21 protein-coding genes are annotated in these 19,285 nt (G+C 60.4%); 10 read left to right on the top strand and 11 right to left on the bottom strand.

Going from position 1 to position 19,285, the window contains the following annotated elements:
• Window positions 1-156 precede the first annotated feature (156 nt).
• The 6 genes from treS to HMPREF2781_RS03120 all read right to left on the bottom strand — a co-directional run bounded on the left by treS (window position 157) and on the right by HMPREF2781_RS03120 (window position 6,237).
• Window positions 157-1,659, bottom strand: coding sequence for a maltose alpha-D-glucosyltransferase (treS, locus tag HMPREF2781_RS03145; protein ID WP_070644356.1), 1,503 nt, complete (start codon window positions 1,657-1,659; stop codon window positions 157-159).
• Window positions 1,656-1,841: a hypothetical protein gene (locus HMPREF2781_RS03140; RefSeq protein ID WP_070446358.1), complete on the bottom strand. Its 186-nt coding sequence runs from the start codon at window positions 1,839-1,841 to the stop codon at window positions 1,656-1,658. Before HMPREF2781_RS03140 ends, treS begins: the two co-directional genes overlap by 4 nt.
• Complete coding sequence (locus HMPREF2781_RS03135) at window positions 1,841-2,662, bottom strand: carbohydrate ABC transporter permease (RefSeq protein ID WP_070446356.1); 822 nt, start codon at window positions 2,660-2,662, stop codon at window positions 1,841-1,843. Before HMPREF2781_RS03135 ends, HMPREF2781_RS03140 begins: the two co-directional genes overlap by 1 nt.
• On the bottom strand, window positions 2,659-3,636 hold the full coding sequence (locus tag HMPREF2781_RS03130; RefSeq protein WP_070644354.1) for a carbohydrate ABC transporter permease: 978 nt from the start codon (window positions 3,634-3,636) through the stop codon (window positions 2,659-2,661). The genes HMPREF2781_RS03135 and HMPREF2781_RS03130 overlap by 4 nt, the downstream gene beginning before the upstream one ends.
• Window positions 3,637-3,832: 196 nt before the next feature.
• Window positions 3,833-5,122: an ABC transporter substrate-binding protein gene (locus tag HMPREF2781_RS03125; protein ID WP_070644352.1), complete on the bottom strand. Its 1,290-nt coding sequence runs from the start codon at window positions 5,120-5,122 to the stop codon at window positions 3,833-3,835.
• A 125-nt stretch (window positions 5,123-5,247) separates the two neighbouring features.
• Window positions 5,248-6,237, bottom strand: a complete 990-nt coding sequence (locus HMPREF2781_RS03120) for an ABC transporter ATP-binding protein (RefSeq protein ID WP_070644350.1) — start codon at window positions 6,235-6,237, stop codon at window positions 5,248-5,250.
• Between the two features lie 48 nt (window positions 6,238-6,285).
• Between HMPREF2781_RS03120 and HMPREF2781_RS03115 the strand changes: the two genes are divergently transcribed.
• From HMPREF2781_RS03115 to HMPREF2781_RS03105, 3 genes are all read left to right on the top strand, one after another.
• Window positions 6,286-6,942, top strand: a complete 657-nt coding sequence (locus HMPREF2781_RS03115; protein WP_246821761.1) for a hypothetical protein — start codon at window positions 6,286-6,288, stop codon at window positions 6,940-6,942.
• 42 nt (window positions 6,943-6,984) lie between these two features.
• A complete protein-coding gene (locus tag HMPREF2781_RS03110; protein WP_070644349.1) occupies window positions 6,985-7,920 on the top strand; it encodes a biotin--[acetyl-CoA-carboxylase] ligase in 936 nt (311 codons plus the stop codon).
• Between the two features lie 293 nt (window positions 7,921-8,213).
• On the top strand, window positions 8,214-8,657 hold the full coding sequence (locus HMPREF2781_RS03105; protein ID WP_070446346.1) for a hypothetical protein: 444 nt from the start codon (window positions 8,214-8,216) through the stop codon (window positions 8,655-8,657).
• Here HMPREF2781_RS03105 and budA read toward each other — a convergent pair.
• Window positions 8,654-9,373: an acetolactate decarboxylase gene (gene budA / locus HMPREF2781_RS03100; protein ID WP_070446344.1), complete on the bottom strand. Its 720-nt coding sequence runs from the start codon at window positions 9,371-9,373 to the stop codon at window positions 8,654-8,656. The genes HMPREF2781_RS03105 and budA overlap by 4 nt on opposite strands.
• On the opposite strand from budA, the gene HMPREF2781_RS03095 reads away from it, so the two are divergent.
• Together HMPREF2781_RS03095 and purE are read left to right on the top strand one after the other, a co-directional pair.
• Window positions 9,359-10,621 carry a 5-(carboxyamino)imidazole ribonucleotide synthase gene (locus tag HMPREF2781_RS03095; protein WP_083308517.1) on the top strand — a complete coding sequence of 421 codons (1,263 nt, stop codon included), beginning with the start codon at window positions 9,359-9,361 and terminating at the stop codon, window positions 10,619-10,621. The genes budA and HMPREF2781_RS03095 overlap by 15 nt on opposite strands.
• Window positions 10,622-10,720: 99 nt before the next feature.
• On the top strand, window positions 10,721-11,221 hold the full coding sequence (gene purE / locus HMPREF2781_RS03090) for a 5-(carboxyamino)imidazole ribonucleotide mutase (protein WP_046647007.1): 501 nt from the start codon (window positions 10,721-10,723) through the stop codon (window positions 11,219-11,221).
• A 9-nt stretch (window positions 11,222-11,230) separates the two neighbouring features.
• Here purE and HMPREF2781_RS03085 read toward each other — a convergent pair whose 3' ends face one another.
• A complete protein-coding gene (locus tag HMPREF2781_RS03085; protein ID WP_070644345.1) occupies window positions 11,231-12,124 on the bottom strand; it encodes a ribokinase in 894 nt (297 codons plus the stop codon).
• Window positions 12,125-12,155: 31 nt separating this feature from the next.
• Between HMPREF2781_RS03085 and HMPREF2781_RS03080 the strand changes: the two genes are divergently transcribed.
• On the top strand, window positions 12,156-12,626 hold the full coding sequence (locus tag HMPREF2781_RS03080; RefSeq protein WP_070644460.1) for a YdcF family protein: 471 nt from the start codon (window positions 12,156-12,158) through the stop codon (window positions 12,624-12,626).
• Here HMPREF2781_RS03080 and HMPREF2781_RS03075 read toward each other — a convergent pair.
• Together HMPREF2781_RS03075 and HMPREF2781_RS03070 are read right to left on the bottom strand one after the other, a co-directional pair.
• Window positions 12,607-13,080, bottom strand: a complete 474-nt coding sequence (locus tag HMPREF2781_RS03075) for a hypothetical protein (protein WP_070644343.1) — start codon at window positions 13,078-13,080, stop codon at window positions 12,607-12,609. The genes HMPREF2781_RS03080 and HMPREF2781_RS03075 overlap by 20 nt on opposite strands.
• A gap of 38 nt (window positions 13,081-13,118) precedes the next feature.
• Entirely contained in the window at window positions 13,119-14,159 is a 1,041-nt protein-coding gene (locus tag HMPREF2781_RS03070) for an RNase H family protein (protein WP_070644341.1), read from the bottom strand.
• Window positions 14,160-14,254: 95 nt separating this feature from the next.
• Here HMPREF2781_RS03070 and HMPREF2781_RS03065 point away from each other — a divergent pair, with 95 nt between their 5' ends.
• Together HMPREF2781_RS03065 and HMPREF2781_RS03060 are read left to right on the top strand one after the other, a co-directional pair.
• On the top strand, window positions 14,255-14,749 hold the full coding sequence (locus HMPREF2781_RS03065) for an RNA polymerase sigma factor (protein ID WP_070644340.1): 495 nt from the start codon (window positions 14,255-14,257) through the stop codon (window positions 14,747-14,749).
• On the top strand, window positions 14,742-15,791 hold the full coding sequence (locus HMPREF2781_RS03060; protein WP_070644338.1) for a hypothetical protein: 1,050 nt from the start codon (window positions 14,742-14,744) through the stop codon (window positions 15,789-15,791). Before HMPREF2781_RS03065 ends, HMPREF2781_RS03060 begins: the two co-directional genes overlap by 8 nt.
• Here HMPREF2781_RS03060 and HMPREF2781_RS03055 read toward each other — a convergent pair.
• Window positions 15,788-16,345: a TetR/AcrR family transcriptional regulator gene (locus HMPREF2781_RS03055; RefSeq protein ID WP_070644336.1), complete on the bottom strand. Its 558-nt coding sequence runs from the start codon at window positions 16,343-16,345 to the stop codon at window positions 15,788-15,790. The two genes, HMPREF2781_RS03060 and HMPREF2781_RS03055, sit on opposite strands and share 4 nt — an antisense overlap.
• 244 nt (window positions 16,346-16,589) lie before the next feature.
• On the opposite strand from HMPREF2781_RS03055, the gene HMPREF2781_RS03050 reads away from it, so the two are divergent.
• Window positions 16,590-17,765, top strand: coding sequence for an acyl-CoA dehydrogenase family protein (locus HMPREF2781_RS03050; protein WP_070644334.1), 1,176 nt, complete (start codon window positions 16,590-16,592; stop codon window positions 17,763-17,765).
• Window positions 17,766-18,128: 363 nt separating this feature from the next.
• Window positions 18,129-19,040 (top strand): DUF559 domain-containing protein, encoded by a 912-nt coding sequence (locus HMPREF2781_RS12135; protein WP_083308514.1) that lies wholly within the window; start codon window positions 18,129-18,131, stop codon window positions 19,038-19,040.
• The last annotated feature ends 245 nt before the right edge of the window (window positions 19,041-19,285 follow it).

The following is a 19,285-nucleotide window of genomic DNA, read 5'->3' as shown; positions in this document are numbered from 1 at the left end:
CTCACCTCTCTATTTCTTGTCGTAATGATGCGGCTGTCCGCATCATGGGGTTAAACCAACTATATAGGTAAAGTTCTCTAAAAGCTAGCTTTCGTTCATGGCGAGTTAACTTTTAGTTAACCTAGCGCGAAATATGAGGTGAGAAACGAGCGCCTTTTAAGCCTCAATGGGCAGCCAGGCGTAGCCATAGGGCCCGAGCTCCACAGGGCCTAGGTCGACGGTCTGATCCGTGAAGTTGTGCAGGCACAACAACTCACCGCGCTGGAACCCCAGAACGCCCGTCTGACCGGTTTCCACGGCTTCGAACGGTGTGGTGCCGAGTTCCGGATGTGCCTTACGCTGCTGGATTAGACCGCGGAGGCGGTGGAGGAGCGAGGAATCGTCGGCAAGCTGCTCTTTCACTGAGACCCCTACGCCGCCGACGATGGGACGGCGCGGGTGAGCGGATGTAGTGAAACCTGCGCCCTCCCCGGGCTCCCATTGCATGGGCGTGCGCACGGCATCGCGGTCGGGCAATTCGGGGGCATCGTTCATACCAATCTCATCGCCGTAATACAGGAAGGGCGCACCCGGCAGAGTCATGAGAAGTGAATAAAAAAGCTCAATCTTGCGGTAATCATTGCCCAACAGCGGCGCGAGGCGCCGCGCGATGCCCACGTGGGCGCGCATCTGCTCATCCGGCAGGTAGTGCTCGTACATGATGGCGCGCTGGTCCTCGTCGACCATTTCTAGGGTCAGCTCGTCGTGGTTGCGCAGGAAGGTGCCCCACTGACAACCCTGGGGAAGCTCCGGAAGCTCCGCCATGATGTCGTAGACCGGTGTGGCGTCCCCCAGCGCGAGGGCTTGGTAAAGCCGCGGCATCACTGGGAAGTTGAACACCATGTGGAAGCGATTGCCCGTGCCATAAAACTCCATGGTTTCTTCGGGCGGCTGGTTAGCCTCCGCGATCATGATGGCCTCGGGGTAATTCTCGTCGATGAAGGCGCGGACCTTCTCCACAAACTCGACCGTCTCCGGCAGAGACTCGCCGCCCACCCCATCACGCTCGTACAGGTAGGCGATGGCATCGAGGCGGAAGCCGTCCACGCCCTTATCTAGCCAGAAGGAAAGAATCTTGAATACTTCCTCGTGGACCTTCGGGTTGTCGTAGTTTAGGTCCGGCTGGTGTGAGTAGAAGCGGTGGAAGTAGTACTGCTTGCGCTCCGGGTCCCATGCCCAATTCGAGGTTTCCGTATCGGTGAAGATAATGCGGATCTCGGGGTAGCGCAGGGGATCATCGCCCCACACGTAATAGTCGCCGTAAGGGCCTTCCGGATCGGTGCGGGAGGCCTGGAACCACGGATGATCGGTAGAGGTGTGGTTGAAAGCCAAATCCGTCATGAGGCGCATGCCACGAGCGTGAAGTTCGGTGACGAGCTCGTCAAAGTCTTCCATCGTGCCGTAGTCAGGGTGAATGGAGTAGTAGTTGGCGATGTCATAGCCGTCATCGCGCAGCGGGGAAGCATAGAACGGGGAGAGCCACAGGCAGTCCACTCCGAGCCACTTGAGGTAATCCAGCTTCTCAATAACTCCACGTAGCGTGCCAACGCCTTCGCCGTGGGTGTCCTTGTACGAGCCCACGAGGGCCTGGTAGAAAATGGCGTTATCGTGCCAGGTCATCGGAGATCCTTCCGTTTGGCCCGCCACAGCAGAAACTCCGCCAGGCACAGCGCGCCCGCCAGGAGCCCCGGCCAGATGGCGGGGGAGGGGTGAAAAAGATTGAGGACTGCTTGCACCAGCGCTAGGAAGGCAAAGAAGCCAACGAATCCCAGCGCGGTGTCCCATAGCAGTTCACGGCGCATTAAGCCTTGACACCTCCGGCGGTGAGGCCGGCGACGATGCGGTGCTGGAAGATGAGCACCATGATGATGAGCGGAACCGTTACCAGCGCGCCCGCGGCCATGGTGGCGGCATAGGGGTACTCGAAGGCCGAGGGGCCCGAGAAACGCGCGATAGCCACGGTCACCGGCTCAGTAGCAGTGGTGGATAGCTGCTTGGCCAGCATGAACTCGTTCCACGTTGTGATGAAAGCGATGATGGCGGTGGTAAACAGCGCGGGCGCGGCCAGGGGCAGGAGCACGAGGCGGAAAGCTTGACCGCGGGAAGCGCCGTCCACGCGGGCAGCTTCCTCCAGCTCCCAGGGCAGCTGACGGAAGAAGCTCAGCAGCGTGTAGACAGTCAGGGGCAGCGCGAAGGAGATATTCGGAATGATCATCGCGCGGTAGGTGCCAATCCACTCGAGGTTGCCAAAGAGCTGGAAGAGCGGGGTCACCAACGCGATGGCCGGGAACATCGAGGCGGCCAGGATGATGCCGGTGACGATACCTTTTCCAGGGAAGTCGTAGCGAGCTAGCGCATAGGCGGTGAACACGCCGATGAGGACTGCGACAGCGGTCGTGGCTAGGGAGATAAGCAAAGAGTTCCCCAGTGCGTTGAGGAAGTCATTGCCCTTGTCTGTTGCCAGTGCATCCCGGAAGTTGTCCAAGGTCACGTGCGTGGGCCACGGGGTGGTGTCGAAGGTATGGGACTTGTGCCGCAAGGCGGTGACAACCATCCAGTAGAAGGGCGCGAGCCCCCAGAACATGATGAAGAGGATGCCGAGGTAGTGGCCAAGCTTTTTCATGACTTCTTCTCCTTCTTCTGGCGAGCAGTACCGGAGATATCAGCGCCGAGGAAGCGGACGAGGATGAACGCGACGGTGAAGATAAGCAGGAAGATGAGTGTGGACAGCGCGGAGGCTGAGTTGAAGTGGCCCTGGCGCATGTCTTCCACCACCAGCTGGGAAATGGTGGCCGTCGGCGCGTTGGAGGAAGCGGAGATCATGATGACCGGTAGGTCGTACATGCGCAGCGCATCCAGCGTACGGAAGAGGATGGCCACCATGAGTGCCGGCCGCACCAGTGGCAGGGTGATGGTGAAGAAGGTTTGGATACGCGAGGCGCCGTCCACGCGTGCTGCGTCATAGACATCGCGCGGAATCATCTGCAGGCCTGCCAGGATGAGCAGTGCCATGAACGGGGCGGTCTTCCACACATCAGCGATAATCACCGCGAGGCGGGCATAGAACGGGTCCGTGGTCCATGCGATGCGCGAGCCGATGAGCGCGTTAACGATGCCATCCGGTGCAAACATGAACTGCCATAGCTTCGCGGTGACCGCGGTGGGGATAGCCCAGGGAACCAGTACCGCCGCGCGCACGAGGCCACGACCGCGGTATTCGCCGTTCATCACCAGCGCCATGAACATGCCCAAAATCGTTTCCAGGGTCACCGTGACCACGGTGAAGAAGAGCGTGATCTTGAGCGCTGGCCAGAAATCAGTGGCGATAACGCCATCCGGGCATGCGGTGGCCTGGCCGGTGGCAGACATACAGCGATTGGTGATCCAGTACAGGTAGTTCTCGAGGCCTGCGAATGCGCCTTCCTCGAATACACCCGTGGTCGGGTTAAGCCGCTTGTTGCCCTGGAAGGACAACATCACAGCGCGCACGATGGGATAACCAATGACCACGGCCAGCGCTATCAGCGCCGGCGCGATGAGCGCAGCAACGCGCAGATACTGTCTGCGGGGCTGCGCGGTAGGCGGTGCTCCAGCCATGCGGTGCCTGCCTTTCTGATTCATAGGGGAGGGGGTTATCGGGGGTTGGGGAAAATCATAGCGGGTGGCGTAGACATCCTCTGGACATCCTCTGCGCGCGAGCACCTTGATGCCCATTGGTTTAAATCCAGATCAAAGAAGGAGGCGCGGGCAAGTCACGTGGACTTACTCGCGCCCCCATTTCACGCTGGGAAGATTAACCCTGGGAGGCTGCCTCGATGGCAGCCTTCATGTCCTTCGTAGCGTCATCGACGGACTTGTCAGCGGTCAGAGCCGCGTAGGCGTTATCCTGCACGGCCTTGGAGATGGCGGTGTAGAACGGGGAGACCGGACGCGGCGCGGCGTTCTCCAAGGACTCCTTGAGAGCCGGAAGGTACGGGAACTCCTCGACGAGGGACTCATCGTCGTAGATGGAGGCCAGCACCGGCGGGAAGGAAGCCTCAGCGAAGGACTTCTGGTTCTCCTCGTTGATGATGAACTTCATGAAGTCCAGGGCCGTAGCCTTGTGCTCGGAGTTGATGTTGATGCCGTTGTTGTAGCCACCGAGGGTGGAGACACCGACTCCGTCCTTGCCCACCAGCGGCTGGACTTCAAACTTCACGCCAGCCTCTTCGGCATTGGTGTACATGTACGGCCAGTTGATGGCAAAAGCGGTCTTGCCCTCAGTGAAAGCGAGGTTGGTTTCCTCCTCCGTTGTGGCGGTGGAGTCCTTGGAGATGGTGCCGTCTTCGTAGGCGTCGACAAGCGCCTGCAGGCCTTCCTTGGCCTCGTCGGAGTCAACAGCGACGTTGCCCTCATCATCCAAGATGGAGCCGCCCCAGCCCTCGATGAAGCCGGCGGTGTTAACGGTGAGGCCCTCGTACTGCTTGAGCTGAGTGGTCAGGCAAGAAGCATCATCCTTAATAGCTTCGCAGGCAGAAGCGATGTCCTCGAACTTCTCCGGAGCCTTGTCTGCCAACTCGGTGTTGCGGAAGAGCAGCTGGCCGTTGGTGTTCTGCGGCAGCGCGTAGAGGGTGTCGTTGTAGGTGGCGGACTCCACGGTGGGCTCCAGCAGTCCGGAGGTGTCCACCTCAAGGTCACCAGTCAACGGTGCCAGCCACTGGTTAGCGGCGAAGTCCGCGGTCCAGACCACGTCCAGCGCCATGACGTCGTAGTCGGAGTTGCCCGCCTGCAGGGACTGCACGAGGGTCTCGCGCTGAGCGTCGGCCTCGCCGGCGAGCTCCTTGAGCTCGACCTTCTCATCTGGGTGCTCGGCGTTCCATGCCTCGATGATGGGCGTGATCCTGTCGGTATCGTTCTTGCCCATAGCGAAGGTGATGGGGCCGCGGCCGTCACCATCAGTCGAGGAGGCATCGGAGCCAGTGCTTGACGACGATCCCTCGTCGCTCGAGGAGCAACCCGCCAAGGTCAGTGCGAGTGCAGCGGTGGTGACGACAACGCCGCGGCGGACAGAACGCAGCGAGCTGGGGAGGAAGGGCTTCTTCATTGAATATTCACCTTTCGGAAAACTTCTGATGACTACAAAATAGGGGATCATCCCCACACTGCACGTGGTTTTGGCTTTTAATTCACTTCAAACGGGGGTGAAATCACCCCTGTCCGTGGTGTTTCTTAAGCCTCAATACGCTGGCCGGTCTCCGGATCGAAGCGGTGAGCCTCGCGGGGGTTAAAGGTCAGCACGACGTTCTCACCACGCTGCGGAACGTTGTCGCTCGCGCGGGCGACGAAGCGCTGCTCGCCCACCATGACGTAGACGAAGGACTCAGAGCCCAGCTCTTCCACGAACTCCACCGTGCCTTGGAAGCCAATCGGCCCCTTATTGATGAACATTTTTTCCGGGCGAACGCCGACGCGTCCGCCGTTGTAGTCGAAGATGTTCATCGCGGGGGAACCGATGAAACCGGCGACGAATTCGTTAGCGGGAGCGTCGTAGAGCTCGCGCGGTGGCGCGACTTGCTGCAGAACACCGTCCTTGAGCACGGCCACGCGGTCACCCATGGTCATGGCCTCCACCTGGTCGTGGGTGACGTAGACAGTGGTGGTGCCGAGACGCTGTTGGAGGCTGGCCAGCTCCGCGCGGGTTTGCACGCGCAGCTTAGCGTCGAGGTTAGACAGGGGCTCATCCATGAGGAAGGCCTTCGGCTCGCGCACGATGGCGCGGCCCATGGCCACGCGCTGACGCTGACCACCGGAGAGGTCTTTGGGCTTGCGCTGCAGGTACTCCGTCAGCCCAAGGGTCTTCGCTGCTTCTTCTACTTTGGCTTTGATTTCAGCCTTGGGCATCTTGGCCAGCTTGAGGGCGAAGCCCATGTTCTGGGCAACGGTGAGGTGCGGGTAGAGCGCGTAGTTCTGGAAGACCATGGCGATATCGCGATCGCCTGGCTCAAGGCCCGTGACGTCTTTGCCGTCAATAAGGATGCGGCCGCTGGAGACCGGCTCCAGCCCCGCGAGGGCGCGCAGGGTGGTGGACTTACCGCAGCCGGACGGGCCGACGAGGACTAGAAACTCGCCGTCCGCAATCTCGAGATTGAGGTCTTTGACCGTGGGGTTCTCGGCACGGGGATAGGTGATGCCGACGTTCTCAAAAGTGACCTTTGCCATGGATTCACACTAGCACCTGGCGGTGCGTGCATTAGGCTGGAATTTGTTATGAAGAAGTTCGCTCCACTCCTCGCACTGCTCTTGGTCGGTTGCTCCAGTACGGAATCCGCCGAGTCCTTTACGCCACTGACAACCGTTTCTACTGGGACTGCTGATGCGTCTTCAGCGCCTTCGGAGACTACGACGGAGTCATTGACCTCCACTACCAAATCTTCTTCGGAAGAGCCTTCCCCGACGATGCCCTCGAAGGAGTCCGCGACATCGCCGACGACTTCGGCTGCAGAGGCGCAGCGCGATACTGTGTTCCGCGCTATTTTTGCCGATACTGTCGACGCATCTGACGTCCGCTCGCAGTTGGTGGACAATGGCCACGTGAATCGCTCCACCATGCGTGCCAGCATGAAGGGGATGGGCCTGGATGTCTCGGATTCGGAATTGCAAGAGTACGGCGAGTGGGTTTGTGAATGGGTTACCCCAGCAACTCGCTATGTGCTGGTGACTGAAGGAAAGCCGGATAACCTTGGGGCACAAGACCGCGCTGATTACGACAAGTTGATCGGGGATACTGTTTCTTTCCTGGCGGATACGCGGCAGATCACCGTCACACCTGAACAGGTCACCCATGCGTTGCCGCAGGCGGTGCTGACTACCTGTCTTGACGATGCTACTGCCCGCACAATTCTGGCCAATCCGGATTACTTTTAGTTACTTCGAGGCGGCAGTGATCCGGCGGGTAACCTAGGGTGCATGACTGCACTTGATATGGACCGAATCCGCGAGGCGCTGAGCGAAGACTTCGCTGTTATCGATTACACCGAGTCCACTGGCTCCACCAACACCGATCTCATGCAGGCCGACAAGGTGGCTGATGGCACCGTTTTGCTGGCCAATGAGCAGGTTGCCGGTAAGGGCCGATTGGGCCGTCAGTGGGTGAGCCCGGCTGGTTCGCAGCTCATCTTTTCCGTTCTCATCCTTCCGGATTCGCTGGATCACCTCGGTACTTTGCCGCTAGCTGCCGGCTTGGCCGTGACTGATTCCGTAGAGGGTGCGGTACTCAAGTGGCCGAATGACGTGCACATCGATGGCAAGAAGCTGTGCGGCATCCTCGCCGAGGCTGGTCCAGTGGGCGAGGCCTTCAAATCTGCTCCGAAGACGGAAGTTTCCAAGGCTGAAATCAACAAGGCCGAGGTGAACAAAGCCGAGGTGAACAAAGCCGAGATCAACAAGGCAGAGATCAACAAAGCAGAGATTAATAAGGCAGAGATCAACAAAGCCGAGGTCAGTAAAGCTGAAATCGCCCTCAAGACTCAGTCTGCGAACCCGCCTTCAGCCCGCGTGGTCGTGGGCATGGGCATCAACGTCACCCTGACCCGCGAGGAACTGCCCATCGAGGCCGCGACATCGCTCGCGCTCGAAGGCCTTGAGACCGACCGCACGCAGCTGGCGATTACCGTGCTGAAGAACCTGCGTCGCCGCATTACCCAGTGGGAGCAGCAGGACCCACAGCTTTTGGCTGATTACCGTAAGGTGTGTTCTTCCATCGGGCAGGAAGTCCGCCTCGAAGCCCCGGCCGGCGACGTCATCGGCACCGTCGAGGGCGTGGCCGATGATGGCCGCATCAACGTTGGCGGCGAGTATTACTCCGCGGGTGATGTCATCCACCTTCGCCCGGCTGATAATTAGTCGCCCGCGCTGCGTGGCGTCTAAGCGTCGACCGGCGAGGCCCCATAGAAGACGCCGTGCTCGACACATGGCGCTATTCAAAAGGCGTCTGTCAGAAGGCATTAGTCAAAAGGCGTCTTTGGGGGCAAAGACACCTTTTGGACGCCTCCACATGGCGTTTTCAGGGGCAAAGACGCCTTTTGACTGACGCCTTTTAGGAAATGCCATGTGCGAAGCCTTAGCTGGGCCTGCAAGGCCTAGGCCGTGACGTCCTCTTGCCTGGACAGCGGGAGCAGGCAGGTACCATGAGCCCCATGAACCTCATGCAGATGGGCCGCGGCGAGGTAGTGCGCGCGGACATGACCGCTCCCTTTCGGACGCTGCTCTTTCCTTTTCTAGAGCTCGTCGTGATTACTGGGGTGTGCTGGATTGCCATCGGCTGGTGTGACTATAACGGCATGGACCTGGCGCTTCGCAATGGCTTAGTAGCTTTATGGGCCCTGCTTGCTGCCTGGCGCTTCATCGTTCCCCTCGTCAAGGCCCGTCGTAAGCGCTTCATCGTGACCAACCTGCGCGTCATCGCCCGCGAGGGCAAACGCGTTGACTCGATCCCGCTCACCGATATTCGTGGTGCGCGCCGCCGTCGCGGCGGGATTTCGCTGGCACTCCACGGATACGAAAAGCCGATGTATTTCCCATCCATCCCCAAAGCCAAGCGCGTCGAGGATATCCTCAACGAACAACCGGTCTGGGGTTAGTCCTTAATCTCCGTCGTGTGTAGCTGCTGGTCCAAGTCATCAGGGGCCAGGTTGGCGGAGCGGAACTCGTGGGTCAGCGGCAAGCGCAGATCCAGGTCCGTGCCAGGGCACAGCTCAATGGTGGCCTCATCCACCGTGTAGTCCAGCACGTGCCCGCCGGAGGTGCGCGCAGCGTCAATAAAGTGCACGTGGCAGCCAGGCACCGAAATACCCTTCTCAAACACCGGAGTGCGGAAACCACCGATGATGCCTTCGACGTTTTCAAAGCGCAGTTCCTTATCGCCGCCCACGGCCTGCGCCATCGGCGGATAAGGCTTGCTCTGCTTGACCACCGTGCGGGTAACCACGTTGCTGAAGCGGCCGGTGATGCGCACCGCGTACATGTAGTTGGCGGAAGGCTCCACCTCATCGATGAAGGCCGAAAGCTCCTCGCGCTTCAATCCCTTGGGCGCGGCCACCTTAATACGGGGGACGAAGTTCGTGGCCACCGCGAAGGGGGTTCCCTGGTCCAAGTCCGCCACCGTCGCGGTGCCATCGCCGCGTAGCTGGTAGCACACGCCGTCGAGGATAATCATCTCCCCATCCAGCGCATCGAAGGTGCCGATGCCAAAATTGCCTTTGCCCAAGAGCTCGCCGATGGTCATTTCGCCGTCGTAAATGCCATCCAACAGCGCGGTCATGAGGGAGTTCTGAAAGATGGTATGCCGGACAATCATGGCCCCAAGGCTAGTATTGAAAGGGTGAGTGAACAACACAAACCCCTCGTTACTGTTTATGGAGACGGCCAGCTTGCACGCATGATGCAGCCGGCCGCCGCAGAGCTCGACATCAGCTTGCGCGTGCTGGCCTCCGCGCCAGACAAGTCCGCCGCACAGGTGATCCCGGATGTGGTGCTCGGTGACTACCACGATCTCGACGTGCTCACCGCCGCCGCGGAAGGCGCGGATGCAATTACCTTTGAGCACGAGCACGTCCCGACGGAGCACGTCGAGCGTCTTATCGCCGACGGCCTCAACGTCCAGCCCCAGCCTTCCGCTCTCCTCTACGCGCAGGACAAGCTCTTCATGCGCCAGAAGCTGGCCGAGCTGGGCGCCCCAGTGCCGCGCTTTGCCGCTATTGAATCGGTGGAGGATGCCCGGGATTTCGCCGCGCTTGTCGACGGTCACGTGTGCCTCAAAGCCCGCCGCGGCGGCTACGACGGTCATGGCGTGTGGTTCCCGTCAGCGGAGGAGCTGGAGCCGCTGGTAGAAGAGCTTCTCGCCGCTGGTACTCCGCTTATGGCTGAGGAAAAAGTGGCTCTTACTCGCGAGCTGTCCGTGCTCGTCGCCCGCCGCCCCTCCGGCGAAGTAAAGGCCTGTCCGGTCACCGAGTCCGTGCAGCGAGATGGCATCTGCGCCGAGGCTTTTGCCCCAGCCCCGAACTTGTCGGCAGCGCTCGCGGAGCGCGCCATGCAGGTGGGCATCAAGGTAGCCACCGAGCTGGGCGTTACGGGTGTGCTGGCAGTGGAGCTTTTCGCTTTTGCCACGAAGCAAGACGCCGGCTGCATCATCGCGTCCGCTTCAGGCGCGCCGGGAGCGGTTGTGGAAGAAGATATTGCGGTCAACGAGCTGGCCATGCGCCCGCACAACACCGGCCACTGGACGCAGGATGGCTGCGTGACCTCGCAGTTCGAGCAGCACCTGCGCGCCGTGCTGGACCTGCCGCTGGGCTCCACCGCGCCATTGGCGCCCGTAACGGTCATGGCCAATGTGCTGGGGGCTGAGGAGGATCCGCAGATGCCCATGCCGCAGCGCGTCCGTGAAGTCATGGAGCGCTACCCGCAGGCGAAGATCCACCTCTACGGTAAGGACCACCAGCCGGGTCGCAAGATCGGCCACGTCAACGTCGTTGGTGAGGACGTGGAGGAAACGCGCCGCATCGCCCACGATGCCGCCCACTTCCTCGTCCACGCGCAGTGGGCGTAAGCCCACTGCGCACTCTTAAGCCCACAGCGCACTCTTCAGACCACTGCGCACTCTTAAGCCCGCAGCGAGCTTAAACGCTAGTAAAGAAGGAGATTTTTCATGGAACCACTCGTCGGACTGATCATGGGATCCGATTCCGATTGGCCCACCGTCAAGCCCGCAGCCGAAGTGCTCGCCGAGTTCGGCGTGCCCTTTGAGGTGGGCGTCGTCAGCGCGCACCGCACCCCAGAAAAGATGCTGGCGTATGCCAAGTCTGCCCACGAGCGCGGGCTCAAGGCCATCATCGCCTGTGCCGGTGGTGCGGCCCACCTGCCAGGCATGGTTGCCGCGGCCACGCCACTGCCGGTCATCGGCATCCCGCGCGCGTTGAAGGATCTCGATGGTCTCGATTCACTGCTGTCCATCGTGCAGATGCCGGGTGGGGTGCCGGTGGCAACCGTATCCATCGGCGGTGCGAAGAATGCGGGCCTGCTTGCCGTGCGCATCCTCTCCGCGGGCGACCCAGCACTGGTGGAGAAGATGGCAGCCTACCAAGAGAACATGGCCGCCGAAGTAGAAAAGAAGGATGAGAACCTGCGTTCCCAGCTCCTCGGCGAATAAGACGCGGCTTTAACCGGGCAACTCGCTTGTCAGATCCGGGTAGGAGGCCTGGGCGCCGGAGCCCGTGACGGTAAAGGCCCCGACCCGCGCGGCGAAGCGCGCGGCATCCACCAGCGAATCGCCGTCCAACAAGCGGGCACACAGCGCGCCGGCGAAGGCATCGCCCGCGCCGGTCGTATCGACGGCGGTGACGCGTGGGGAGGGAACGTCGATAAGCTCGGCCCCCTCGGCCACAAGCGCCCCGCGCGCGCCCAGCGTGAGAACCACCGAGGCGAAGCCGGCCTCCCTTAAGCGCTGCGCTAGCTCCGCTGGCGCGCCCTGGCCGCTCAACCCCAGCTGCTCCAAGATGAGACCGGCTTCGTGTTCATTGGCCAGCAGCGGATCGGCATGCAGGAGAGCTTGCTTATCAACTTCGATGATCGGGGCGAGATTAACCACGACTCGTCCCTTCGCCAGCTCGACAGCTTGTGCAAAACCCTCCGCCGGTATCTCGCCTTGGAGCAAAATGAGGTCTGATGCGGTGATAGGGGAGGAGTGCGTGGTGACGAATGAATCGCTGACAAGCGCATTAGCACCTGGCACCACGATGATGGTGTTTTCACCCTGCTCATCCACGGTAATGACGGCTAAACCTGTTACCTCTTCGCTGGCCTCGACGTGGGTGAGGTCCACGCCGCTGGCCTGCAAGTAGTACATCGCGGGCGCGGCATAAGCATCGCTGCCCACCGCGCCGACGAAGCTCACCTGTGCGCCCAGCCGGGCAGCCGCGACCGCCTGGTTTGCTCCTTTGCCACCCGCGGTGATGGCGCCGCCGTGCCCCAAGAGGGTTTCGCCCGGTTGGGGATGCCGCGCGGCGTGGACCACGAGGTCAGCGTTGATGGAACCAACTACGCACATGCTCATGCTGCCCAGTATGCACGCTAAGCTAGCGGGCATGCAGTTTCCGCTTCTGGTGTTGGGCGCGCGCGTTGAGGGCGGCGAGCCTGGTCCGCTGCTGTGTAGCCGGTTGGACCGAGCGGTGGTGTTGGCTCGCCTGTTGCCGGAGGAGCCAATCATCGTGACCGGCTTCGGGGAGGCGGAGCCGATGGCGCGCTACCTCATCGAGCGGGGCGTTAATCCGGAGAGGATTCTCCTCGAACCACTCGCTACCAGTACCAACGAGAACCTCGAGCGCGCCCATGCGCTGTGCCCGGAGTACACCTATTTCCGCGTTGTGACCAATGACTTCCACGTGCTGCGCACCCGCATGTGGGCCGGGCACCTAGGGATTCGCGTTCACATGCACGGCGTGCGGACCCCGCGGAAAGACCGCTGGTGGAACTACCTGCGCGAGGTGGTGGCGACGCCGCATTCGCTGCTGCGCATTGTGTGGCGGCGGGTGGTGGCTAGGCGCCGAAGAACATGAGCACGATGGCAATCATCCAAATGACAAACCAGTGGCGCTTTTGCGGAGTGGTCGGGTTGGCCTTCTGCTGCAGCGACTTGAGGAAGTACCACGTTCCAGGCAAGGCGAAGCCGATGCCCATGGCTACATCGCCATCAGTAATTCCGGTGAAGCCTACGAGGACCGAAAACAGACTCAAAAGCCCTTTGAACAGGGAGAAGCTGTGGATCGTGCCGCCCGGTGCGTGCTGTTCAAGGGAATAGTCCTGCATCGACGCCGGTGCGTAGGCGCGCTCAGGCTCAGTGAAAGGTTCAGCAGAAGGCTCCGCGGCCGGATCCGCGAAACGCTCTGCAGAAGGATTCGCAGAAGGCGCCGCGTAGGATTCGCGCGCGGGCTCCGCGAAGGGATTAGCCCCGCGGCCGTTGATTGGCTTGGCCGGCTCCTCGAAAGGGTTGGAGTCAAAGGGATTGCTCATGCGATTCACACTAGGCCACTAGTACACCGAACCCCGAATTAGAGCTTGGCCAGCGTCTTCCGGATGCCTTCTTTCAGCGTTGCCCGTGATTGCTTCATCGGATGCGCAATCGCCCGCAGGCCCATGTATGCAATTTGGTCCGCTGCGCGGTTCAGCGGGTCACCCGCATGCCCCATCACCCGACGGATGGTCACCGCGCAGACTCCCTCCACGTCATTCCACGCTTGCTGGAATCGCGAGCGCGAACCTGAAGACAGCCCCCGCCACACCCCGCGGGAGCGCATCGCCTTCGAGCCCTTCTGCCGAATCTGTTCCACCGCTTCTAATGCAGCGACGGAATCTGACTCGATGATCGCCTTGGTTGCCCCGACTTTGAGCAGGTATTTCAACGCCAGGGTGAGGGATTCGAGCTCAAGCTCATCGGTGCTGGCCGTCGTCTTGCGCGTGCGCAACCGGTAGTCACCATTGCTGGCCACGAAGCACATGGAGCCCTTAAACACCGTGTCCGAGGAGGCATCCGTGGCGATGCGCACGGTGGCGTCTATGGGCCACGAGGAGGCTGTCGAGAAGTTCGGCCACCAGTGCGCCTCCGGCGTTTCCACCTTGACGACCTGCTTCTTGCGTGGGGCCTCGCCTTCTTTCTTCGCGCGGCGCGCGGTGATCCCGGCCTGCTTGCGTCGCACGGAGCTAGCGCTTTTCGACGCCCTATTCTCCTCCGCAAAACTCCCCGTCACGGTATAGCCGCGTTCCTCCAGGGCGGCGCGAAGTGCCGCTTGCCGGCGCCCAGTGACGATCCATTTGCGCCCTCGAATACTTTTCGTGGCCTTCTCCAATTCGCGGACGGCTACCTCAACGATATCGCCCTTCCGAATCTGGCCCTTGTGCACGAAGCGCGTTTTCTTGGTGTTAACGGCGATGACCCAGCCATCAATCGTGCCGTTCTCGGCGGAATCCCAGCGCTCATCCCACAGCGCAATAGCCACGTGCACGGGTGCTGAGATCATGTCCTTGGTGATCTTGCGCGTGCCGTAGGTGCGCGACTGCGTGCCCGTCAGGGCGGAGAGCTCGAGTGGTTCCATAGCTCTACTAGTAAACCATTTCAGCGCTTTTCTGTAATGCTCGGCTGTCTGATGCAACATACTCAGTGAGCCCACGAACAATATGGAGTTATTTAGTGTCTGTCCTTACCTTGCCTGGTTCGCGTAAGCGGGAATTCTCTCGCCTGTTTCGCGAGCATTACCCGGTGGTGCTGGCCTATTTGCGCCGCCGCGTCCCACCGAGTCACGCGGAAGAGCTGGCGGCTGATGTGTTTGAGCGAGCGTGGGCTGGCTTCGACTCTTTACGCGGCACGCCGCTGCCGTGGCTCTATGGCATCGCCCGCAATGTGATGCGGGAGTTCTACCGCACCCGGCGGGAGACGGAGAACCTCGACGACCATGAGCTGGAATCTTATGCCGGTTATGACGCAGTCGATGCCAATCTCGACATCACTCGCGCGTTGATGCAGTTGCCGCATGCCGAGCGCGAAATTCTCACCCTCCATGCGTGGGAGGGCCTCGACCACCCTGATATCGCCGAGGTCCTCGGCATTTCCCGCAATAACGTGCGCGTTCGACTGCACCGCGCGCGTACCCACCTATCCGAACTCACAGGAGAAACCGATGCCTAACTCTCTCGACAAACTCCGCGCCGCCAATCCGGTACCGGACGCCGCGCTTGACGACGCATCCCTCGCCCGCTCCGAAGACACCCTCGCACAGATCACGAAGCGTCGTCCCACGTGGACAATAGCGGCGGCCTCCGTCGCGGTGCTTGCGCTCATCGGTGGTGCCTTCCCGTTGCTCAATAACTCGGAGCCCGTGGCCTCGGCCGCAGAGATTCTGACGCAGGCCGGCGAAGCTGCGGCCACCCAGCCCGATGCCGTGGATAAAGGCGTGACCGCGAAGGAATACATGAAGCGCGTCGATACCCTTGGCGATGCCACCGCGATCACCGAATATGCGGTGGATGCTGGCGGTGCCGTGGAGGTTTCCTCACAGGGCGAGGTGCCAGGCTTCGATCCGCAGCCCTCCATCAACCCAGAAGACCTCGTCGTTGCGACCGATCGCGCCGGGTTGGAGAAGCTGGCGGATTCCTTCCCGAACCACGCCCTCGGAGCGCTGGAGCTGCTGCTCCAGCCCGGACTAAGTAGCGAGCAGCAGAAGATTGCTTATGACATGCTGGCGGATGCGGAAGGCAATGAGGTCGGCACCGTTGAGGGCGAAGGCGAGGACCAGCTGGTCACCGTGATTCGCGATTCTGACCGCGTCTCCTTCTCCGTCTTGCCTGCGACCGGCCAACTGGTGCGCGTGGTCGGCCTCGTAGGCCCGGACGTGGAAACCACCATCGATGCCACCGCGATCTTGGACTGCGTCTCCGTCACAGGCCTGGAGGGCCCGGACCGCATCTCACTGGCCTGTGCTGACAATAACTATCTGGTCAACGAGTTGGACTGGCAGCGCTGGGGAGCCGATTCCGCAGAGGCAGAGGGCGTGGCCATCGAAAATGACTGTGACCCAAACTGCGCGGAAGGCACATTCAATGAGGATCGGGTGAAGGTGGTCGTCGATAAGCGCGTGGCGTGCGGCTACCATGCCGAGGTTTACTCTCGCGTGCGCGTGCAGTACCCGGATGGGCGTGAGGAAGAGCAGCAGATTGGCTGCGCGCCCTAGGTAAGTTGGCGCAGGGCGAACTGGCCGTACATCTCTCCTAAAGCCTCGGCGGTGTAATCACCGTCGGGGCTAAACCATTGGGCCACACCGATGCCCATATCGATGAGCGCCCAGCAGGCGATTTTGAGGTTCTCCGCATGGAAGTCGCCCTCGTTGACCACGGCCATCCAGCGCGCGACATAGTCACGGCGCAGCTGCAGAACGACGGACTTGTGGGGCTCTTCGAGGTTAGTGAGCTCGTTGTTGACCACGCGGACGCGCCGAGCATGGGTGGCATGGTAGATGACATGGGCTTTCATGGTGGCGACGAGCTTGTCGCGGGGATCGCTGAGCCCGGCGAGGCAGGCGGCGTTGGCGCGGAGGAGATCCTCCATGGCGGTGATGGTGACTTCAGCGAGGAGCTCCTGTTTGGAGGAGTAGTGGTTGTACAGGCTGGAGGCGCGCATGCCGACGGCCTTGGCGATGTCCTCCATGCCGGTGGCGTGGTAGCCGCGCTGGTCAAAGAGGTCGAGTGCGGCGGCGGCGATTTGGTCGCGGCGTCTCTGGTTGGCCATGGTGGGCGTCCTCCTCAATGAGCTAATGGTGGTTAGTGTACCTGCGATGTGGGGTGTGGGGGACGGTTGGGGGCTGGTTTGTCTGGTGACTGTCCTTGCGTGGTCGTGCCGCGTTGTGCGTGGTCGTGCCGCGTTGTGTGTGGTCGTGTCACGTTATGTGTGAGGCACTTGACAGCCAATGGAGGGTCAGGTCACAATTAGGGCTAATAGCCATTCGTATTGCCTGTTTATTGGAGAACTCACCATGTCTCACAACCTCTTTGAGTCCACCACTGATTTCTTGGGTGTTTTTGACAGCCTCTCTGAGTCCGATGCTGCGGGGTGGAAGCGTGCAGCGCAGTTTCGTGAGTACTCCGCCCCGGTGATCAACCAGCACTGGCAGGCTGCGGAGTACCCACTGGACTTGGTTCAGCGCTTGGGCGACTTGGACGTGATGACGGATGGCCTGGCGGTGGAAGGCCATGAACAGATGTCCACGCTTGGTGCTGGCCTGGCACTCATGGAGGTCACGCGCGCGGATGCCTCGATGGGCACGGTGATTGCGGTGCAGGCTGGGCTGGCCATGCGCTCAATTTCGATGTTGGGTTCTCCGGAACAGCAGGCCTTGTATTTGCCGCAGATGGCTTCGTGCTCTTTGCTTGGTGCCTTCGGGCTGACGGAACCGGCTCACGGTTCGGACTCAATTGCTTTGGAGACCACCGCGGTGCGCGACGGCGATGAATGGGTGCTTAATGGCGAGAAGAAGTGGATCGGCAACGGCGCTTCCGGCGGAATCACGATCATTTATGCGCGCATGGAGGACGGCAATGTTGGCGGTTTCATCGTCCCGCAGGACGCACCCGGCTACTCGGCTTCCGTTATCGAAGGCAAGCTGTCTCTTCGTGCTATCCACCAGGCACACATTACGTTGACCGACTGCCGCATCCCCGCCGCCAACCAACTGCCGGGCTGCCGCAGCTTCAAGGATGTGTCTCGCGTTCTCACCGCTACCCGCATTGGTGTGTCCTGGATGGCGCTGGGCTCCGCGGTGGCCTGCTACGAGATTGCCCGCTCGTATGTGCTGGAGCGCGTGCAGTTTGGTCGCGAGCTGGCGAAAGCGCAGATTATTCAGCAGCGCTTGGCCAATATGGTGCTTGACTTGAGCCAAATGATGCTGACCTGCCGTGAGGTCTCTTTGCGCGAAACCGCGGGGACCTTGGCCCCGGAGCAGGCCTCGGCGGCGAAGCTCCACAACACCCGCGCTGCTCGTCGAATTGCCGCTGATGCCCGCGACATGCTCGGCGGAGTCGGCATCCTGCTAGAAAACGACATCGCGCGCCACTTCGCCGACATCGAGGCCATGCACACCTACGAAGGAACCGATACCGTGCAATCCCTGATTATGGGCAAGAAGATTACCGGTTTCTCGGCCTACAAGTAGCGTTTCGAAGTGGCCCCATATTCCACCGTGCCCATCTTTTCCCACTATCGCGGTCATTCTAGGTTCGAGTCCTGGTGGGGAGGCCTCTGTTGGAACCGTCGTGAGCGGTCGAAGATGGTTCTGCTCAGAAGGCATTAGTGAGAAGGTTTGTTTGGGGGCAAACGAACCTTCTTTGTGCTGTTAGAAGGTTTACTTGGGTGCAAACGGGCCTTTTGACTAGAGACTTCTGAGTGAAGCCTTGTGAGTGGAACCTTGTGGATTACTTTGTTGAAGGATCAGCCAATTCGATGGATGAGTTGTAGTTATCCACAGACGGGGAATCGACCGTAGCTTTTGAGGGCTGGAAGCCATGATGATGGAAGCATGATTGACGATTCACACCTCATTTACCTACGACCCCTTTCGAACAACCACCCTGTGTGGAAACAACTTGCTTCAGGTGAACTTATTCGCCTCACCTCGCGTTACGCGATAAACAGCGAGTACTATTCAGCTCTTCCTTACTACCAACGCCATCTCTTTGACATCGTTGCCTTCGGGCGTAGCGCTCATCGGTCAGTTCTCGTGGAAAGATCTGCGGCCAAACTGTTGGGCTTGTGGACGCTGTCGTCTCGGGACGCACAGGTTGTTCTAGCACGGCAATCCAAAACAGTCCCGCCGCGACGGCAATGGGATAGCAAGGTGATGTACCGAAAAATGTGGCTGCCAACCTCAGACATTATGGAGCGCTTCGGGCTTCGGTGCACGTCGGTTGCGCGCACCTGCATCGACGTCGCACGGCTTGCGACGTTTGAGGAAGGGCTGATGGCTGTCGACTCCGCTTTGCGCAAACGACTCGTTAGCATTGACGATTTACGGTCAATGATCACGGCAATGGGCCGTGTAAAAGGTGCTGCTCAGGCTAGGAAAGTGGTTATGCATGCTACCGCCCTCGCCGAATTTCCCTATGAGTCCTATGCGCGCGGCATGTTAATTGTGGAAGGTCTGGGAAAGAATCTCGTGGTTCAGCCAGAGCTTCAGGGTGGGTATCGGCCGGACTTGCTTCTCAACGGCAAAGTCATCATGGAAATAGACGGCGCTGTGAAGTACGACGGAGCGACCTACGGAAAATCTACCGAAGCGGTGATACGGGCTGAGCGGCAAAGAGAGAAGTACCTTCAGAATCTCGGATACATCGTGCTGCGCTATTCACCACGGGATCTTCTCCAGAACCGAGAACAGGTTCTTAACGAGGTGCGCGGTGCGTTAAACACCGTGCAACCTCGTTCAGCCTAGCGAGCCTCCTTGTCAGCACGAGGGCGCTGCCAGATGGTTTCATTCAGAAGGCATTAGTGAAAAGGTTTGTTTGGGGGCAAACGAACCGTTTGTAAACGCCTAGATGGTTTACTTGGGGGCAAGTAAACCATGTGACTAATGCCTTTTAAGTGGAACCATGTGCAAGTTTGAGCTGTACACAGAATGACCAGCTCAAACTTGCAAGTGACCAGCTTAAACCTGCCTGTCAATTGCCGGTCCAGGTC

The organism is Corynebacterium sp. HMSC062A03 (genome assembly GCF_001811145.1).
Taxonomy (GTDB): domain Bacteria; phylum Actinomycetota; class Actinomycetes; order Mycobacteriales; family Mycobacteriaceae; genus Corynebacterium; species Corynebacterium aurimucosum.
The sequence above is the reverse complement of the archived record's forward strand: the minus strand, read 5'-3'. Positions and strand labels throughout refer to the sequence as shown.

What these genes read in the sequence shown, in the direction of transcription:
- treS (WP_070644356.1), bottom strand. Translation starts at nt 1,659, where the DNA reads ATGACCTGGCACGATAACGCCATTTTCTACCAGGCCCTCGTGGGCTCG.
- HMPREF2781_RS03140 (WP_070446358.1), bottom strand. Translation starts at nt 1,841, where the DNA reads ATGCGCCGTGAACTGCTATGGGACACCGCGCTGGGATTCGTTGGCTTC.
- HMPREF2781_RS03135 (WP_070446356.1), bottom strand. Translation starts at nt 2,662, where the DNA reads ATGAAAAAGCTTGGCCACTACCTCGGCATCCTCTTCATCATGTTCTGG.
- HMPREF2781_RS03130 (WP_070644354.1), bottom strand. Translation starts at nt 3,636, where the DNA reads ATGGCTGGAGCACCGCCTACCGCGCAGCCCCGCAGACAGTATCTGCGC.
- HMPREF2781_RS03125 (WP_070644352.1), bottom strand. Translation starts at nt 5,122, where the DNA reads ATGAAGAAGCCCTTCCTCCCCAGCTCGCTGCGTTCTGTCCGCCGCGGC.
- HMPREF2781_RS03120 (WP_070644350.1), bottom strand. Translation starts at nt 6,237, where the DNA reads ATGGCAAAGGTCACTTTTGAGAACGTCGGCATCACCTATCCCCGTGCC.
- HMPREF2781_RS03115 (WP_246821761.1), top strand. Translation starts at nt 6,286, where the DNA reads ATGAAGAAGTTCGCTCCACTCCTCGCACTGCTCTTGGTCGGTTGCTCC.
- HMPREF2781_RS03110 (WP_070644349.1), top strand. Translation starts at nt 6,985, where the DNA reads ATGACTGCACTTGATATGGACCGAATCCGCGAGGCGCTGAGCGAAGAC.
- HMPREF2781_RS03105 (WP_070446346.1), top strand. Translation starts at nt 8,214, where the DNA reads ATGAACCTCATGCAGATGGGCCGCGGCGAGGTAGTGCGCGCGGACATG.
- HMPREF2781_RS03095 (WP_083308517.1), top strand. Translation starts at nt 9,359, where the DNA reads ATGCCGGACAATCATGGCCCCAAGGCTAGTATTGAAAGGGTGAGTGAA.
- budA (WP_070446344.1), bottom strand. Translation starts at nt 9,373, where the DNA reads ATGATTGTCCGGCATACCATCTTTCAGAACTCCCTCATGACCGCGCTG.
- purE (WP_046647007.1), top strand. Translation starts at nt 10,721, where the DNA reads ATGGAACCACTCGTCGGACTGATCATGGGATCCGATTCCGATTGGCCC.
- HMPREF2781_RS03085 (WP_070644345.1), bottom strand. Translation starts at nt 12,124, where the DNA reads ATGAGCATGTGCGTAGTTGGTTCCATCAACGCTGACCTCGTGGTCCAC.
- HMPREF2781_RS03080 (WP_070644460.1), top strand. Translation starts at nt 12,156, where the DNA reads ATGCAGTTTCCGCTTCTGGTGTTGGGCGCGCGCGTTGAGGGCGGCGAG.
- HMPREF2781_RS03075 (WP_070644343.1), bottom strand. Translation starts at nt 13,080, where the DNA reads ATGAGCAATCCCTTTGACTCCAACCCTTTCGAGGAGCCGGCCAAGCCA.
- HMPREF2781_RS03070 (WP_070644341.1), bottom strand. Translation starts at nt 14,159, where the DNA reads ATGGAACCACTCGAGCTCTCCGCCCTGACGGGCACGCAGTCGCGCACC.
- HMPREF2781_RS03060 (WP_070644338.1), top strand. Translation starts at nt 14,742, where the DNA reads ATGCCTAACTCTCTCGACAAACTCCGCGCCGCCAATCCGGTACCGGAC.
- HMPREF2781_RS03055 (WP_070644336.1), bottom strand. Translation starts at nt 16,345, where the DNA reads ATGGCCAACCAGAGACGCCGCGACCAAATCGCCGCCGCCGCACTCGAC.
- HMPREF2781_RS03050 (WP_070644334.1), top strand. Translation starts at nt 16,590, where the DNA reads ATGTCTCACAACCTCTTTGAGTCCACCACTGATTTCTTGGGTGTTTTT.
- HMPREF2781_RS12135 (WP_083308514.1), top strand. Translation starts at nt 18,129, where the DNA reads ATGATTGACGATTCACACCTCATTTACCTACGACCCCTTTCGAACAAC.